This is a genomic window from Paenibacillus sp. J22R160 (genome assembly GCF_059692135.1).
The window spans coordinates 37,466-53,976 of the sequence record NZ_JCAUAU010000003.1; the positions used below are offsets into that span (position 1 = coordinate 37,466).

The 16,511-nt window shown below is 46.6% G+C and carries 13 protein-coding genes; 3 read left to right on the plus strand and 10 right to left on the minus strand.

Going from position 1 to position 16,511, the window contains the following annotated elements; all coding sequences use genetic code 11:
- Positions 1–4 precede the first annotated feature (4 nt).
- The 3 genes from AC58UW_RS07305 to polA form a co-directional block, all read right to left on the minus strand.
- Entirely contained in the window at positions 5–724 is a 720-nt protein-coding gene (locus AC58UW_RS07305) for an MntP/YtaF family protein (RefSeq protein ID WP_497420042.1), read from the minus strand.
- A gap of 105 nt (positions 725–829) precedes the next feature.
- Positions 830–1,690 (minus strand): DNA-formamidopyrimidine glycosylase, encoded by an 861-nt coding sequence (gene mutM, locus AC58UW_RS07310; RefSeq protein WP_145659401.1) that lies wholly within the window; start codon positions 1,688–1,690, stop codon positions 830–832.
- 35 nt (positions 1,691–1,725) lie between these two features.
- A complete protein-coding gene (gene polA / locus AC58UW_RS07315) occupies positions 1,726–4,389 on the minus strand; it encodes a DNA polymerase I (protein ID WP_497420043.1) in 2,664 nt (887 codons plus the stop codon).
- 133 nt (positions 4,390–4,522) lie between these two features.
- Between polA and AC58UW_RS07320 the strand changes: the two genes are divergently transcribed.
- Positions 4,523–5,272, plus strand: a complete 750-nt coding sequence (locus AC58UW_RS07320) for an HAD family hydrolase (protein WP_497420044.1) — start codon at positions 4,523–4,525, stop codon at positions 5,270–5,272.
- Positions 5,273–5,278: 6 nt separating this feature from the next.
- On the opposite strand, the gene AC58UW_RS07325 is transcribed toward AC58UW_RS07320, so the two are convergent.
- Positions 5,279–7,021: a GGDEF domain-containing protein gene (locus AC58UW_RS07325; protein ID WP_497420045.1), complete on the minus strand. Its 1,743-nt coding sequence runs from the start codon at positions 7,019–7,021 to the stop codon at positions 5,279–5,281.
- A gap of 190 nt (positions 7,022–7,211) precedes the next feature.
- Here AC58UW_RS07325 and AC58UW_RS07330 point away from each other — a divergent pair, with 190 nt between their 5' ends.
- The gene (locus AC58UW_RS07330) at positions 7,212–8,795 is read left to right on the plus strand and encodes a response regulator (protein ID WP_497420046.1); all 1,584 of its coding nucleotides are present in this window, start codon (positions 7,212–7,214) and stop codon (positions 8,793–8,795) included.
- A 165-nt stretch (positions 8,796–8,960) separates the two neighbouring features.
- Here the strand turns inward: AC58UW_RS07330 and phoU are convergent, their stop codons facing one another.
- The 5 genes from phoU to AC58UW_RS07355 form a co-directional block, all read right to left on the minus strand.
- Complete coding sequence (gene phoU, locus AC58UW_RS07335; protein WP_497420047.1) at positions 8,961–9,620, minus strand: phosphate signaling complex protein PhoU; 660 nt, start codon at positions 9,618–9,620, stop codon at positions 8,961–8,963.
- A gap of 23 nt (positions 9,621–9,643) precedes the next feature.
- The gene (gene pstB / locus AC58UW_RS07340; RefSeq protein ID WP_497420048.1) at positions 9,644–10,417 is read right to left on the minus strand and encodes a phosphate ABC transporter ATP-binding protein PstB; all 774 of its coding nucleotides are present in this window, start codon (positions 10,415–10,417) and stop codon (positions 9,644–9,646) included.
- Positions 10,418–10,419: 2 nt separating this feature from the next.
- A complete protein-coding gene (pstA, locus tag AC58UW_RS07345; RefSeq protein ID WP_497420049.1) occupies positions 10,420–11,277 on the minus strand; it encodes a phosphate ABC transporter permease PstA in 858 nt (285 codons plus the stop codon).
- Complete coding sequence (gene pstC / locus AC58UW_RS07350; RefSeq protein WP_497420050.1) at positions 11,274–12,212, minus strand: phosphate ABC transporter permease subunit PstC; 939 nt, start codon at positions 12,210–12,212, stop codon at positions 11,274–11,276. Before pstC ends, pstA begins: the two co-directional genes overlap by 4 nt.
- A gap of 182 nt (positions 12,213–12,394) precedes the next feature.
- The gene (locus tag AC58UW_RS07355) at positions 12,395–13,318 is read right to left on the minus strand and encodes a phosphate ABC transporter substrate-binding protein (protein ID WP_497420051.1); all 924 of its coding nucleotides are present in this window, start codon (positions 13,316–13,318) and stop codon (positions 12,395–12,397) included.
- A gap of 289 nt (positions 13,319–13,607) precedes the next feature.
- On the opposite strand from AC58UW_RS07355, the gene AC58UW_RS07360 reads away from it, so the two are divergent.
- Positions 13,608–15,590, plus strand: a complete 1,983-nt coding sequence (locus AC58UW_RS07360; RefSeq protein WP_497420052.1) for a methyl-accepting chemotaxis protein — start codon at positions 13,608–13,610, stop codon at positions 15,588–15,590.
- A 65-nt stretch (positions 15,591–15,655) separates the two neighbouring features.
- Here the strand turns inward: AC58UW_RS07360 and AC58UW_RS07365 are convergent, their stop codons facing one another.
- Positions 15,656–16,495, minus strand: coding sequence for an MBL fold metallo-hydrolase (locus tag AC58UW_RS07365; RefSeq protein ID WP_497420053.1), 840 nt, complete (start codon positions 16,493–16,495; stop codon positions 15,656–15,658).
- Positions 16,496–16,511: the final 16 nt, after the last annotated feature.

Below are 16,511 nucleotides of genomic sequence, written 5' to 3' on the forward strand. Positions count from 1 at the left end.
TCCACTATAACATTTTCAATAAACCCATAAGAATAAGTACACATCCTGGAAGAATAGACAGCTTCTTCATCCACGTCATTTCTGCGTAACGAAAACCAATACGCAAGCCTAGTGCAATAAACGAACCGCTCGAAATAGAAATAACGGATGCCGTTAACAAAGGAACAAAACCAATTAATGCGGCGCCAATACCTGCCCCGAATGCATCCAGCGAGAGGGCTAGCCCTAGCAATGTCGCCTCAGAAGCTGAAATATTACCCGATTTATCCACATCTGCGATGGACGGTGTTCGCAGAATTTGAATGACCAACCCAAAGCGCTTAAGCTCAATATTCAGGATTTCTTTCGTCCTTTGCAGTGTATCGAGCGTGGCGGGCTCATTGCCAGAAGGGGGAATGCTGCTGAGAGATACCTGGTCTTCAGACGATTGTGCCGCCTCTTGAGAATCATGCGACTTCTGTTGTCTTAGTTGGGAAAGTGCCCAGATGCCAATCCCGATCAGGATGAGTGCACCGATACGTTTGGCAATTCCTGGAGACATGAAAGAAGACATGAGGACGCCAATTTGCATCGAACTATAAATAATGATACCAGACCAAAGCGAGATAATACCAATAGAGAGAAATGGGATACGGATTTTACGTAATCCGTACATTACGCCAACTCCGAAACCGTCTAATGAAACTGCGAAAGCCAGAATGAGCAAAGAAACCACCGGAAGCATAATACCCCTCCTAAGAGTTTTACCACTGACGACAATAAGCCGGGTAACAGCACATCATCTGGGCTAAGTACTCCATATCATATGGGAAGGGCGCGCTTCACGTGCCTATTTCTCAGACTTCTTTATGATTCTCTTTCGCTTAAGCGGTTGACAGGTCGGACAAATGTGCGTGCCGCGACCTCCAACTACGGTTTTGTAGATTTCGCTTCCACATGTTTTGCAGCTTTGTGACTGTCTGCCGTAAATGTTGAGCTGATGCTGGAATAAGCCGATTTCACCTTGGCCGTTGACATACGATTTGATCGAAGATCCTCCCACCTCAACGGAATCGCTTAGTGTGCGAATAATCGCTTCATGCAGCAACATGAGCTCCTTCTTGCTGAGTGACGACGCCTCGCGTTCCGGGTGGATGCCAGCTAAGAAAAGGGACTCGTCTACATAAATATTACCGATACCCACAATATATTCTTGATTCAGCAGCAGCGGCTTAATCTTCGTCTTCTTGTGGGCTATCCGGTCCCGGAAAGCTTCAAACGTGAAGCCTTCATCCAGGGGCTCCAAACCAAGCTTGTGCAGCGGCGGCTGCGTAAGCTCTTCACCTCTCGGGAACAAATGCATGGTGCCAAATTGTCTCACATCCTTGTACCGCAGCTCGCTGCCATCGGTAAACCGAAATAGAACATGCGTGTGAGACTCAAGCGGATCTTCACTGCTATATAGACCATAGCGGCCTTCCATCCGCAGATGCGAGACCATGACGTAATCCGTTAAAACAAATCGTAAGAACTTGCCTCTGCGCTCAATCGTTTCAATTTGCTGCCCTTGCAGCAGTACTTCAAACATTTGAATATCATCAGGTTTCTGGATAATGCGGGGCAGTCTGACCTGAACCTGCTCGATCGTTTTACCGGTGATCAGATTATTCAGTGTGCGTTTGACCGTCTCGACTTCGGGTAGTTCAGGCACGGATGTTCACCTCTTTTGTAAATGTTCAGCCTTCCTTACTTGGCGTCATACCAAGTAAGGCCATAATCAACGTCCGCGCTCAGCGGCACGTCCAGTTTCAAAGCCCCTGCCATAACTTCAGGTACAAGGCGGCGCATCGTCTCGAGCTCCTCTTCCGGGACCTCGAAGACGAGCTCATCGTGTACTTGAAGCAGCATGCGGCTCTTCAAGCCCTCTTGCTTCAAGCGAGCATCCATCTGCACCATAGCAAGCTTAATGATGTCAGCCGCCGTACCTTGAATCGGCGTGTTCATCGCGGTACGCTCAGCGAAGGAGCGCAGATTGAAGTTCGAGTGAGTAATCTCCGGCAAATACCGGCGGCGTTGCAGCAGCGTCGTGACGTAGCCATTCTCGCGTGCTTCCTTCACGATATCGTCCATATATTTGCGCACTCCCTTGAAGACAGCAAAATACTGTTCAATGAACTGCGCTGCATCTCGGCGAGTAATATCTAGGTTCTGAGACAAGCCATAGTCGCTGATCCCGTATACGATCCCGAAGTTGACGGCTTTGGCCTGACGGCGCATATTCGCGTCGACGGCGCTCTCTTCCACCCCGAAGACGTCCATCGCCGTCTTCGTGTGGATGTCCATATTCTGAAGGAAGGCTTCCTTCAGATTCTCATCCTGCGAGATGTGCGCAAGCACGCGCAGCTCGATCTGTGAGTAATCCGCCGCGAGAATGTACCATCCAGGCTCGGATGGCACGAACACTTTGCGGATCTTACGGCCCTCCTCCAGACGAATCGGAATGTTCTGGAGATTCGGGAACTGGCTGCTGAGCCGTCCTGTGGCGGCAATGGTCTGCCGGTAATAGGTATGCACCTTACCGGTCTCCGGCCGCACCTCTTTCAGCAGCCCTTCGACGTACGTCGATTGCAGCTTCGCAAGCTGACGGTAGTTCAGAATCTGCCCGACCACTTCGTTGTAGGGCGCTAGACGCTCGAGCACCTCGGCATCTGTCGAGTAGCCAGTCTTGGTCTTCTTCCAAGCTGGCAGCCCCAGCTTCTCGAACAATATCTCGCCAAGCTGCTTCGGCGAGTTGATGTTGAACTCCACGCCGGCGAGCTTGTAAATACTGGACATAGTCGTGTCCAGCTTATTTACGAGCTCCACGCCGAGCGCCTTAAGCCCCTCGGCATCTACGGCGATGCCGCGCAGCTCCATCTCTGCGAGCACGCTGGCCAACGGCTGCTCCAGCTCATAGAAGAGCTGATGCATCTCGCCCTTCTCCAACTCTCCCGCCAGCACCGGCACAAGGCGCGCGGTCGCCATCGCTTTGCGTCCCACGTGGTCGCTAAGCGCAGCAAGCTCCGGCAGGCGGAATTTCGCGCCTTTGCCGAACACGTCCTCGTCCGCCTTCAAGCCAGGCAGGCTGTACTTCGCCGATAAGCCGCTCAGCGTAAGATTCGACTCCGTTGGGTCGAGCAGGTAAGCGGCCAGCAAGGCATCGAAATCCACGCCTTTAAGCACGATACCCTGCCAGGCCAAAGCGAGAATAGAGCGATGCAGATCAAATAGCTGCTTCTTCTTCGATTCATCAGCCAGCCAGTTGCGCAGCGGCTCGCCCGCTTCCCCTTTTAGCAGCTGGAAAGGCACATAATAGGACGTATTCACGTCACCATTATGGGTAAACCAGACCACGCCGACATTGACGGCCTGATGCGGATTCTCGCCGACAGCTTCTACATGAATCGCTCCGCTGTCGCTTAATTTGCCAACAAGCTCACCCACATTGGCTTCTGTAACAACAACCGCTTCCATGCTTTCAACAACTTGTCCTTCAGCCTCCAAGTCCACAGTGCCGAAATCCATTTTCTCCAGCAATGATTTAAACTCCAGCTTGCGGAACATGCCAGCCAAGGCCTGTCCATCAAAGCCATCGTAACGGAACGTGTCCCATTCGGTTTCCATGGGCACTTCACGGAAGATCGTTGCGAGCTCTTTACTCATGATCGCGTCTTTCGCGTGCTCCTCGACCTTCTCTTTCATCTTGCCCTTCAGGCTGGCCGTATTCGCCAGCACTTCTTCAACGGTGCCGAATTCATGGAGCATTTTGAGCGCGGTCTTCTCCCCAACTCCCGGAATACCCGGAATGTTATCTGAGGTATCGCCCATAAGTCCCTTGAGATCAATAATCTGCGCAGGTGTAAGACCGTATTTTTCTTTGATCTCAGCCGGATTATAAAGTTCAACTTCCGTAATTCCTTTGCGCGTTATTGCAACTGTGACGTGATCGGAAGCCAGCTGCAGCATATCCTTGTCTCCGGAGACGAGAAGCACCTTCTCGCCCTTGGCGTCTGCGGCTTTGGTCAGCGTGCCGATAATATCGTCAGCTTCATAGCCAGATAGCTCAAACTGCGGAATTTTGAACGCTTTCAGCAGTTCTTTGATCAGCGGAAACTGTTCGGAAAGCTCCGACGGGGTTTTGGCCCGTCCGCCCTTGTATTCGGTATATTCTTTATGTCGAAACGTAATCTTCCCGGCATCAAAAGCAACAAGAAAATGCGTCGGCTTTTCTTCTTCTATTAATTTGAGCAGCATCGTTGTAAAACCATAAACGGCATTCGTGTGCAATCCACTAGAATTGCTGAGCAGCGGTAAAGCATAGAAAGCTCTGTTCGCAATAGAGTTACCATCAATAATAATAAGCTTATCCATAAGTTCGCACCCCGTTTTTAGACATACTTCCTTCATCATAGCATACGAAATTAAAATAAAAAAACGCTAGCGCACATAAACATGTAAGGAATCCATTAATCGATGTTCCGGTCTTCAAAAGGAGGTTCTCCGCATGAGCCCTTTTTTCTCACCAACACGTAAAAAGGTCATTTTTTTCGATATGAACAATACGATTCTGGATCGCAGACAATGCTTTGACTCCGCATTCCTTGAGGTCATGAATGACTACACGGCGAGGTGGGAGCCTGACGAAACTCTCTTCACAGCCCAAGACGTTCTTCAGAGTTATAAAATGGAGTGGAGCCGGCACCGCAAAGCGCCAGTTCGGAGCCCCTTATCGCCGGATGAGCTTCGGCATATTTGTTTGCGCAAAGCGCTGCAACCTCTGCCAGTGAATGTAAGCACGGCTTTTACCCGAGCCTTTTTTGAACAGGTCGAGGAACAAGAAGACCATTTCGTCGCGCTTTTTCCCGGCGTAGAGGATACACTTGAGGCTTTATCCCAGAACTATAAGCTTGCCATTATCAGTAACGGAAACCGCAGAAGATTACAAAGTAATTTGGATAAATTGAAGCTGACCCAGTGGATAACCCAGGATCGCTTGTTTAGCTCGGAGAAGGACGGTCCGCGTAAACCGCACCCAGCCATATTTGAGAGGGCTCTGAAGGCCATGAACGCGGCTTCAAGCCAAAGTGTGATGGTCGGCAACTCGTGGCGCAATGACGTGGTAGGAGCCGCATCCAGCGGTCTAGATGCCATCTGGATACATCCCGGGAATATGAAAAAAATTTCTGAACGGCGGATCGGCAAACAGAAGGTCGTTATCATCCGTTCATTTAAACAGCTGATCTACACCTTCTAAACGTGTTTATCCTATATTTTGGAAATAATAAATACTGCCTGGATACGCCTTTGCCTTCTTTTTGAGAACAGCCGCGGTTTGTGAAATATATTCAAGTGAAATGGGAGATTCACATCTGCAAACGACTAGTGACAGCGACAGTGTGACGCCCTCGCTCTTAACCTTGTTGCCGCTCCGGTCCCACACATACTCCCATTCCTCATCTTCATAGAACATCTGCACGCCCATTTCGAACCTGCGGATCATTTCCTGACATAGAAGCTCAGGCTCATCCGTAGAAGAAATCGCGATAAAATCATCGCCTCCCACATGCCCCACAAAATCAAGCGGGGTCCCGCAAACTGAAATCGCCTGCTGCATAATGTCCGCGGTGTATTGGATCAGTTGATCCCCTTTCTGAAAACCGAACCTGTCATTGAACCATTTAAAATAATCCAGATCCGCATAGACAACATGGAATGGCTTGCTCTCATGAATTCGTTTATTCAATTCCCGATTGATTTGCAAATTCCCCGGCAAGCCCGTCAATGGATTCGCCACTCGAGCGGACTCCATGCGTACATTGGTTATACTCTCTAGGATGGCCCTGATCGAAGCAATGCCTGCCATTTTCCCATTGCTTGTAATGATCACAAGGTCATACAAATGATGAATTGACCGCGATGTCGCCATCTGAGACACTTGCTCGACTGAAATAAACTCGTCCACAATAAGCGGCGAGTCGTCCATGACACTGTCAATCGTCCGGTTCCAAAACAAAGAGAACGCATATTGCCCCGCTAGTTGCTGGAACAAGCGATCTCTCATCATAAGGCCGACCGGTTCTTCTTCACTAACGATGACAACTCCCACAGCTTCTTGATTTTTCTTGAAATAATCCGCCACTTCCGATATAGGCACTTTCTTGTCGAACACTTTCACTGGTGTTTTAAGATCGCCAATCGCCCAGGTCATATGGCCTCCTTGTACTTTGCGCTGCTGCCAGATCAACATCTTCAAGCTGTCCTGAATCGTAGCAGGTTCGGCCTGCGGTCTGCCAAGCAAAAAGCCTTGTGCATAATGCACGCCAAGCCTCGCCAATTTGGTCAGTTCATCGACATGTTCAATGCCTTCAGCGATCAAAGAGATGTTCATTTTTTGTGCAAAAGTAACGAATGTTTCCAGTATGTACTCTTTTACTTTGATGATATGGATGTCTTGGATAAGAGATCGGTCAATCTTGATAAAATCCGGCTGAAGCTCGGCAATGGCCTGCATGGAAGAATACCCCGCGCCAGCATCATCGATCGCAATCCGATAACCTTGTTTCCGGTAATGCGCCAATATTTTTTGGGCTAAGGAGAAATCCTCAATCGAGGTTCTTTCCGTTATTTCAAACACAACGTTGCTTGGACGAAGCCCGTATTTCTGTAAAATTTCCAGCGTTTTCCCCGGAACGAACCCAGGGTCATACAGCACAGGCGATGAAATATTAATAAAAAGCAATTGCTTTGGATGTTCCAAGATAGACCCCTGTATGGCTTTCTCGCGTGCCAGCTGCTCAAGCTTGTACAACTCACCGTGCTGCTCGGCGAATTGAAACATGGTTAGTGGCGAGTGGAAGTTACTATCTATGGGACCACGAATTAGTGCTTCATACCCCATTACTAGGCCATCCTGCATAGAAACAATAGGCTGATAGACAGAATAAATGGAACCTTTTTCAATGATATCGTAAAATTGGAGTAGCTCTTGTGACTGAATACTCATGTCCATCATCCCTTGCATCATTTAAGTTTATTTCCAGTCTATCAAACCAAATGGCAGGCTTTATTATCAATATGTAAAATGTGTGTAAAGAGTTTAAATAAAAAAGAGGGAATTGCCTTTTTGCCACGAAAAAATAGAAGGACGATTGCTAGGTGCGTACAAGCTTGTACAAGCACGGAAAGGAATTGAAATGGAACAACAAGTCAAAATCTTGGCGGTAGATGACCGCTACGAGAACTTGCTGGCTCTGAATAGCATTCTGGCCTCTTCCCACTATGACGTTATTTCACTGCAATCGGGTGAGGAAGTTCTTCGATATTTATTAAAGGAACCCGCCGATCATATTGCTGTTATTCTAATGGATGTACAAATGCCGGGACTAAGCGGCTTTGAAACGGTTGAGCTGATCAAACAGCGCAAAGCATGTCAGGATATTCCTATCATTTTCTTAACGGCACTCAGCACATCGATTGAGCATGTGTTAAAAGGATATCACGTAGGCTCAATTGATTACTTATTCAAGCCCGTTCATCCCGAAATGCTGCGTATGAAAGTCGATGCTTTCGTCAATATGCATTTAGGACACCAGAAAATCAAATATCAAAGCGAGCTCCTGCACAAACGGACGCTTGATCTCGAAGAGACGAACCGCAAGCTGGCGGAAGCCGAGGAGAAGCTGAAACAGCAGAATTCACTTTTAGAACAATGGGTCGAAGAAAGGACTACAGAACTAGTAGATGCCCATGAGAAACTGCTGAAGTCTCAGGACCATTTCAAGAAAATGTTCATGCTCTCCCCTTCTTTAATGGCCATCCGCCGTCTGCCGGATCTGACTTATATCGAAATTAATGAAAGCTGGAAGCAATATACCGGGTATGGCGACGAAGTCATTGGCACCAATATGGATCTATTACGATCAGATTCCGGAGAATCCATCAGCTGCGATGAGGTTATTCATAACTGCAAAGTGAAATATGAAACCAAATCCAAGGAGACTCGGACGGCTCTTCTCTCTACGGAGATTATCGATATCGAAAATGAGAGCTGCTTACTTCAGGTCGCTGTCGACATTACGGAAAGCTTGCGCTTTGAGACGGAGATGGCTCGTCTTGCTCAGCTGAATCTGGTTGGGGAAATGGCTGCCGGCATCGCCCATGAAATTCGCAACCCGATGACGACGATTCGCGGATTTCTGCAATTGTTTCGAGAAAACGATCGCAATATGCAAAAAGAGTATATTCCGATTATGCTCGAGGAGCTCGATCGGGCTAACGAAATTATTACCGAATATTTGTCGCTAGCCAAAAATAAACAATCCCATCAACAGCCGGATCAAATTAACCGGATCATCGAAATGCTCCTTCCACTTATACAAGCTGAAGCTGTAATGTCAGGCAAGCATGTTCAGTTCCAATTCACCGATTGCCCGATTATTCACCTTGATGATAAAGAGATGCGACAGCTTATCCTAAATATGTGCATGAATGGGCTAGAGGCCATGACAATAGGCGGAACGCTTACCATTCAAACTATCGAAGAAAACGGATATGTTGTCTTGCTGATTTCCGACGAGGGGACAGGCATTGATGAGAAGCATCTAGAGAAGCTTGGACGCCCTTTCTTCACCACGAAGGATGAAGGCACAGGTCTTGGTTTAGCGATTTGCTACAGCATCGCTGTTAGGCACCGCGCCTCTATTGAGGTCCAATCCAGTTCGGAGGGGACGACTTTTCTTATTCGCTTCCCTATTCCTGAGGGCAACGGAGTGGGTTAAATTAGTTAATAGACAATATAGATGAACTCTCGCGCTCCTAATTTAGGAGCGTTTTTTATTGTCCGCGATACGCTAGTTCCCAATATAAAAAAGGTTGCCCAAAAGTAGATATACTACCTTGGACAACCTATCTTTTCTATCAATCTAGCAATCAATCAAAATATCTTACACGTTCAAATCTTTACGCTTGCCCGTCACCATATAGATAACGCCTTCACCAATATTGGTCGTGTGGTCCGCCACTCGCTCCAAGAAGTGGGCAACCAACAGCAAATGAGTCAATTGACGATTACGGTTATAGTCGGAATTCATCATACCCATCAGTTCTGTCATCACAGTGCTGTACATTTTATCTACACGATCATCCTTCTCAGCCAGAGCCGCAGCCCGGTGAACATCGCGCTCGGTGTAGGACAGAAGGCTTTCTTGCAGCATCTCGATGGCGATATTCGCCATTTGCGGAATCGTTTCGAGAGGCTTCACAAGTTCTTCTCCCGCGAAGCGGATTGTAATTTTGGCGATATCTACCGCATGATCGGCAATACGTTCCAAATCGATTGCAATTTTGAGCGCAGTGCCAATAATGCGCAAATCGCTCGCCATAGGCTGCTGCAATGCAATGAGACGCAGCGACAGTTCATCAATCCTTGTTAAGTAATCATCGATTAGATCGTCATTTTTAATCACTTGCTGCGCATCTTTCTCATTGAGTGTTGCCAAGGAATTAACGGATGTAAGAATCAATTCCTTGACGCTTTCCCCCATCTCAAGAAGTTCTTTTTGCAGCAATGTTAATGATTGATGAAACCCGGGTCTTGCATCCATGTACGTTGCCCCTTCCAGTTGTGTTAACCGAATCTTCCTGTAATGTAATCTTCGGTACGTTGATCGTTCGGATTTGTAAAGATTTTATCTGTTTTATCAGTTTCGACTAAATACCCGTTCAAGAAAAAGGACGTCATATCGGAAATACGAGCTGCTTGTTGCATGTTATGTGTAACGATAATGATCGTATATTTGTCCTTCAGGGTTTGTGTCAGTTCTTCAACCTTCAAAGTTGAAATTGGGTCTAGGGCCGAAGTCGGCTCATCCATCAGCAATACATCCGGTTCTACCGCGAGCAAACGTGCAATACATAAACGCTGCTGCTGTCCACCTGACAATCCAAGTGCGGATTTGTTCAGGCGGTCCTTAACTTCATCCCATAGCGCGGCTTGTACAAGACTGCGTTCCACGATTTCGTCAAGCATAGATTTTCTCTTGATACCGTGAATGCGCGGGCCATAAGCAATATTGTCATAGATGCTCATCGGGAATGGGTTCGGGCGTTGGAAAACCATACCTACTCGCTTACGCAAAGAAACCACATCAGAATCCGAGCCATAAATGTTATGACCGTCTACGGCTACATTTCCTGTAATACGAACACTGTCAATCAAGTCATTCATCCGGTTCAAGGTACGCAGGAATGTTGATTTACCACAGCCGGATGGTCCGATCAAAGCTGCGATACTTCCTTTTTCAATCGTCAAGTCGATATCGTGAAGAGCATGATTTTCTCCATAGAATAAATTCAATTTATCTGCTTTGATCTTAGTTTTTGTCAAGGTTGAAGTCGACATGGTTATTTCCCCCCGGAAAGTCTTTTTTGTAAGATTCGGCTTGGTATGCTGACCAACAGGTTAAAGATAAGTACGACGATCAGGAGCAGCGCGGCACTTCCCTTGGCAATGTCTTTCGCATCTGGAACAAGCGCTTCAGCACCCACATACCAAAGATGAACGGATAACGTCTCGCCCATGTTCAGCGGGTTGAAATCTGGGAAGAACCGGGAAACCGATAAGCCAGCTGTGTAAATGAGAATCGCGGATTCACCCAATGCACGACCTGCAATTAGCGTGATTCCTGTGATCAAACTAGGCAGCGCCGCTGGAATAAGCACTTTGCGGATCGCCTGCCACTTGGTTGAACCAAGCGCTAAGCTTGCTTCCCAATAGGACTCCGGAACCGTACGGATCGACTCTTCTGTGACCCTGACCATTACTGGCAAATTCAACAGGGCAACCGTCGCCGCGCCGCCGATAATGGAAAACTTCAGCCCGAGCAAATTGGCAAAGAGCAAGAATCCGAACAAACCGAAAACGATAGAAGGTACAGAAGACAAAGCCTCTACAGAAATACGGACAAGATCCGTAAACCAATTTTTTTGTGCGTAAATCGCTAAGTAAATACCTGAAAACAATCCGATTGGAATGGAGATCAAGAGAGACAAGAACAAGACATAGAAAGAGTTGAATAATTGAGGCCCTACGCCTCCACCAGCTTTAATCTCTTCTGGCTTTCCGAAGATAAAATGCCAGGACAGATGAGGAATGCCATCCCCCAAAATCCGAAAGAGAAACCAAGCCAAAATCCCTATGATAACAACGCCTGATGCCCAAAAATATACCGTCGCAATCCGGTCCGTTGATTTACTTGTCATTTCACTTCACTCCTTTTTGCAACAACACGAATTATGATGATTAAGGATAAGGAGATCACAAGTAAAAGCAGCGCCATCATGTATAAGGCATTGTTCCATGTTGATCCGTAATTCGTATTACCCATGTCCTTGACGATTGCCGTTGTTAATACGGTTGTAGAATCCAGCAACGATTTTGGCATTTGTGGCGAGTTCCCAATGACCATAAACACAGCCATGGTTTCTCCAATTGCACGGCCCATCCCAAGAATAATCGCGGTTAAAATACCCGGTCTAGCTGCTGGCAGCAACACGCGCCACATTGTTTGCCAGCGTGTTGCTCCAAGCGCTAAAGATGCTTCCTCCAGACGGCCAGGAAGTGCGCGGATTGCGTCCTCTGAGATGGAGAGAATCGTTGGCAGAATCATAATCGCCAATATGATAGAAGCAGGCAGTATGCCGTAAGCGACATCGCCGGTTAATTTACCTAAAGCGGGAACGATGACTGTCATCCCGATCAAACCGTAAACGACCGAAGGAATCCCTACGAATAAATCGGTTGCAGGACGCATGATTTCACGCATCCATTTCGGAGCAATTTTGGCCATGAATAATGCGCCGGACAAAGCCAACGGTACGGAAATGACAACGGAAACAAGCGTCATCAGCAGGGTGCTGTATAAGAAAGGAAATGCTCCAAATTTATTCGAGCCTGGTGTCCAGTCCGTCGAGAAGAAAAACTCCAAAGGACTTACTCCCTGAAAAGTCTTGATCCCTTGCATACCAACGAAAACAATGATTGAGAAAATAATCGCCGATACAAGAGCAGCACTAATGACAAACACCCATCGCATGATGCTGTCTTGTCTATGTTGTCCTTGGGTCCATTTGGAAACAATTGGACGGCTTTTGCTGTCTGAACTCGCATTTGATAGTTTGTCTGCTACGGAATTCACTGGGTTAATCCCCCTTTATTTAATACCACATGCGCTAACATGTCATACTGTTATGATAGGACATGATTGTCATTGGATCATTAATGAATTGTAAAGGCAATGTAAAAGTTTATTGATTTATCATCATAGTATAGCAAAAAGAGCGCACGCATTATGCGTACGCTCTTGATGAGAAAGCTAGATTATTTTTTAAGCAAATCAGCAGGCAAGAATTTCAAATCGCGAACTTGTTTACCTTGGAATTCTTTGCTGGACATATAGGCGATGAATGCTTTTGCTGGATCTTTTGCTTCACCTTTCGTGTACATGTGCTCTACACCAAATAGTTTGTAAGTACCGTTTTTGATGTTTTCTTCGGAGAAAGCAACACCGTCAAGTTTCAAAGCTTTAACTGTGTCATCGATGTAAGGAGTATCTACATAACCGATGGAGCTGGATTGACCAACAACAGCAGTTTTCATAGCACCACTGTTTTCTTGTGTGATACCGTCTTTAGTGAAATCTTTACCATCAAGGATAATAGTTTTTACAAGAGTACGGGAACCTGAGCTATCTGGACGGTGTACAAGAACGATTTTCGCATCGTTACCACCAACTTCTTTCCAGTTCGTAATTTTACCCATGTAGATATCAGCTGCTTGTTGTTTTGTAAGGTTGTCTACTTTTACATCTTTGTTAACGATAAACGCGAAAGGAGCAATTGCTACTTGGTGGTCAACAAGACCTTTATCTTTATATTCAGCAGCCGGCTCAACGTCGGAGTTACCGATATCGGAAGTACCATCAGCTACGTTTTTAATTCCTGTTCCTGAACCACCAGCTGTAACGTTGATTGTTACTTTTGGGTTCTTTTCCATGAACTCAGTTGCCGCTTGCTTAACTAGTGGAAGCAATGCGCTTGAACCGGAAGCAGTAATTGTACCAGTAAGTTCCGTTTTAGGCGTATCAGAAGGCTTTGCCGACGCTGTAGCAGCTGTAGTTGCAGCAGGTGTTGCAGAAGCGCCTGGTTTTGTTTCTGTTTTTGCTCCGCATCCAACCAATGACCCCATCATTAATACCGCGGATAGTGTTAATGTAATTCCTTTTTTCGACATGAACTTGAACATAGTCAGCATGTCCTCCTTTTATTTTATGTTGCTTTTTCTGGTTAGTTTCGATTTCCTTGTTTGTTCCTCGCAACTAACTTACAAATACATCGTAACCCTCGAATGTAAATTCCAAACCCATGAAACGTAAACGTAATGTAAAACTTTTTCATAGGACTTTCGATAGAGTTGTATGGTTAATTTTACATCTTATTAACACAGTTCGACGCTTTAGTTAATAGAAGCATCCTATATTTATAAGTAGAAACAAGAAACGCGTCATATCTTGTCTATTTATGGAGGGATGAAAGTGAACCGGTTATTATTCTTCAATATGACCATGCGTTCCAAATTAATCGTTAGTTTCAGTGGGGTGCTCTTGATTTTTCTATCTGTTGCTTATTTCAATCTTCATCAGGTTAGTGAAATCAAACAACATATGAACGATCAGAATGAAAAGGTCGAGCTCAAAGTTATGGCTTTGGAACTAAAGGAAATGGTTCAAGACATGAACATCATTGCCTCTGGACTCGAGATCTCAAAGAAACCCGAATACATATTTAAATACAATGCCAAACGCCAGCCTTTCAATGATTACATTAAAAAGATTGGCGATACAGCTTCTACACCTGATCAGCAGAAATGGCGCAGCCAATTAATACAAGCCTCGGTAGACTACATTAATAACTTCGATTCTGCTGCCAAAATGATTCAAGTCAATAGTGGTACAAGCGCAAAGGATTTAGAAATCAACCTGATGTATTTGTACAATGAATCTCAGGATCTGAAGACTGTGATCTTTGAACTAGTCGATAAGTTCTATGTAACCTATACAGAGTCAGCCGATCAAGCGATCCTTTCCTCCACCAAAGCTTTGGATAGCACTAGTTTGGTCATGATGTATGTTTCTATAGTAGTGCTAGTGATTACGGTTTTGATCGCTTTCCTATTGATTCGTTCTTTTATCCGTCCGATTCAAAACCTGCAGAAGGCCGTTTCGCTTATTGCCGCAGGGGATTTAACCCATACGATCAATGCAACTTCCAAAGATGAGCTGGGTCAGCTCAGCCAAAGCTTCGACCATATGATTCGCCAGGTGCGTCAAATGCTTTACGCTACGAAGCAAATCGCCTCCTCTTTAAGCGATCACTCGTATGAATTTCATCGTTTCTCTCAACTTACGGCGTCGGCAAACACGGACATCTTGAAAGCGATCCATGAAATTTCACACGGGGCAGATGAGCAGGCCATGCAAACGGAATCAAGCTCCCTCATCATTACAGAGCTGGAAGCTGAGATTCGCGACATTACCGCATATACGTATGAAATGATCAAAGCAAGTGATGAAGCCGCAGCAGGTACGCTGCAAGGCACAGGTTATGTACGTGCGCTGAAGGTATCGTCCGAACAGTCGCAGGAAGTGCTGCATAAGGTAGATGCCGCGATGCAGACCTTAGCCGCCAGCTCGAAGCAGATTGGCGCCATCACACGTTCGATTACGGAGATATCGACGCAAACGAACGTCCTGGCCCTGAATGCCGCGATTGAAGCGGCAAGGGCCGGCGTGCACGGCCGCGGCTTCTCCGTCATTGCGGATGAGGTTCGTCACCTGTCGCAGCAAACGAACGACTCGTCCAAGACCATCAGCGGTATTACGCAGGCGCTGCAGAAACAAATCCAAGAGCTGCAAAGCTCGCTATTGGAAGCACAAGATTCTGCGGTTACTCAGAATCACCGTGTTGCTGATACGCTCAGCTCATTCGAGAGCATTGAGCATTCGATGACCGGCATCAAGGAGCAAATTGAGCACATTCACTCGAAAATCGAGCAAGCACGTTCCAAGAACGATAAGCTTGTTGACTCCGTTCAGTTCTTGGCGGCGATCGCCCAAGAAACAGCAGCCGGGGTGGAAGAAGTCAACTCGACATCCATTCAGCAGGATGCCTCCATCCGCCGGATTGCTGAAGAGTCAGATGACATTCTCGCATTGGCCGATCGGTTATTCGCGGAGATTAGCAAGTTTCAAATAACCGAATCTGGTGAAGAAATGGTTGATGATCATATCAACAAGGATACAGATCCTATTAGTGCCGATGAAGGCTCCACAGGAAGCAGCGATAATGACCATGACGGACAAAATAACCATGGGCAAGCTGGGGCAGCTTTCATCGTCATTAAAGAGAACGAAAACGTAAATCCCGAAACTGCTGATGAAGATAAGGATGTTGAATCCGATACGAAGACAGTTGACGCAAATTCGAAGGATAAAAAAGTGCCTGTACTGATTGGGTAATCGAAGAAATGGCCTGAGGGGTTTCCCTTAGGTCATTTCTATTTATATAGCACCTTGAAGGAATGCTAATGCACGAAACGCCCTTCCTCTGGCCGCGCAACTTCATTGAAATGGTCAGCCAAATATGCCAATTGACTCGTCAATTCTTCCCCGCGCATTGGCGTGCCATGTCCTGTCACTGCCAAGCTTGGACGAAGATCATTCAACTTCTTAACGGATGCTGCTGCAGCCTCCCAATCCGTCGTAAAGTATTTCGGCGGCCCGCTGATTTCCTGCGTTTGTAGAAGCACTCGATAGAGCGATTCCTGTTTCACCGTGACGAAAGCATCGCCAGCGATTAAGGAACGGTCTTTTTCCCGGAATAACGAAATATGACCTGGGGTATGTCCCGGAGTATGCAGCCATTGCCAATCAGGCAGTCCCGGGATGGATCCATCGGCAGGCAGCACCTTCACATGATCCCCGAGATTAATGCCGTGGTTCGGAAATAGCGGAGAAAGCTCACTAATGAGTCCCCCGTCCACAGTTGAATCCCCTTCGGGGTAATTCGTTTTTCCGGTTAGGTAAGGGATCTCCTGCTCATGCGCATACACAGGCACATCCCAATGTTCAAGCAGCTCCGCGATCGCGCCGACATGATCAAAATGGCCGTGGGTCAAAATAATTCCCTGCGGTTTCGTCATTGAGCCAAAATGATCCTCTGCCAATTGAATGATGTCGTCTGCGGAATGTGGCATCCCAGCGTCAACGAGATACCATGTCTTCGACTTGCTGGTCGGATTACCGATCAAACATATATTAACGAACTGAATACAGTAGCAATAAATATCTATGCTCACTTCTTGACCTTCCCCGCTTGATACGGTCGTTAACGGGATATGGGTATGCTCAAAGGTAGGCTCCAATTTGTCAAACTCCTCT

Coding starts and splice junctions, on each gene's coding strand:
- AC58UW_RS07305 (WP_497420042.1), bottom strand. CDS start 724: ATGCTTCCGGTGGTTTCTTTGCTCATTCTGGCTTTCGCAGTTTCATTA.
- polA (WP_497420043.1), bottom strand. CDS start 4,389: ATGGATAAGCTTATTATTATTGATGGTAACTCTATTGCGAACAGAGCT.
- AC58UW_RS07320 (WP_497420044.1), top strand. CDS start 4,523: ATGAGCCCTTTTTTCTCACCAACACGTAAAAAGGTCATTTTTTTCGAT.
- AC58UW_RS07325 (WP_497420045.1), bottom strand. CDS start 7,021: ATGAGTATTCAGTCACAAGAGCTACTCCAATTTTACGATATCATTGAA.
- AC58UW_RS07330 (WP_497420046.1), top strand. CDS start 7,212: ATGGAACAACAAGTCAAAATCTTGGCGGTAGATGACCGCTACGAGAAC.
- phoU (WP_497420047.1), bottom strand. CDS start 9,620: ATGGATGCAAGACCCGGGTTTCATCAATCATTAACATTGCTGCAAAAA.
- pstB (WP_497420048.1), bottom strand. CDS start 10,417: ATGTCGACTTCAACCTTGACAAAAACTAAGATCAAAGCAGATAAATTG.
- pstA (WP_497420049.1), bottom strand. CDS start 11,277: ATGACAAGTAAATCAACGGACCGGATTGCGACGGTATATTTTTGGGCA.
- AC58UW_RS07355 (WP_497420051.1), bottom strand. CDS start 13,318: ATGTTCAAGTTCATGTCGAAAAAAGGAATTACATTAACACTATCCGCG.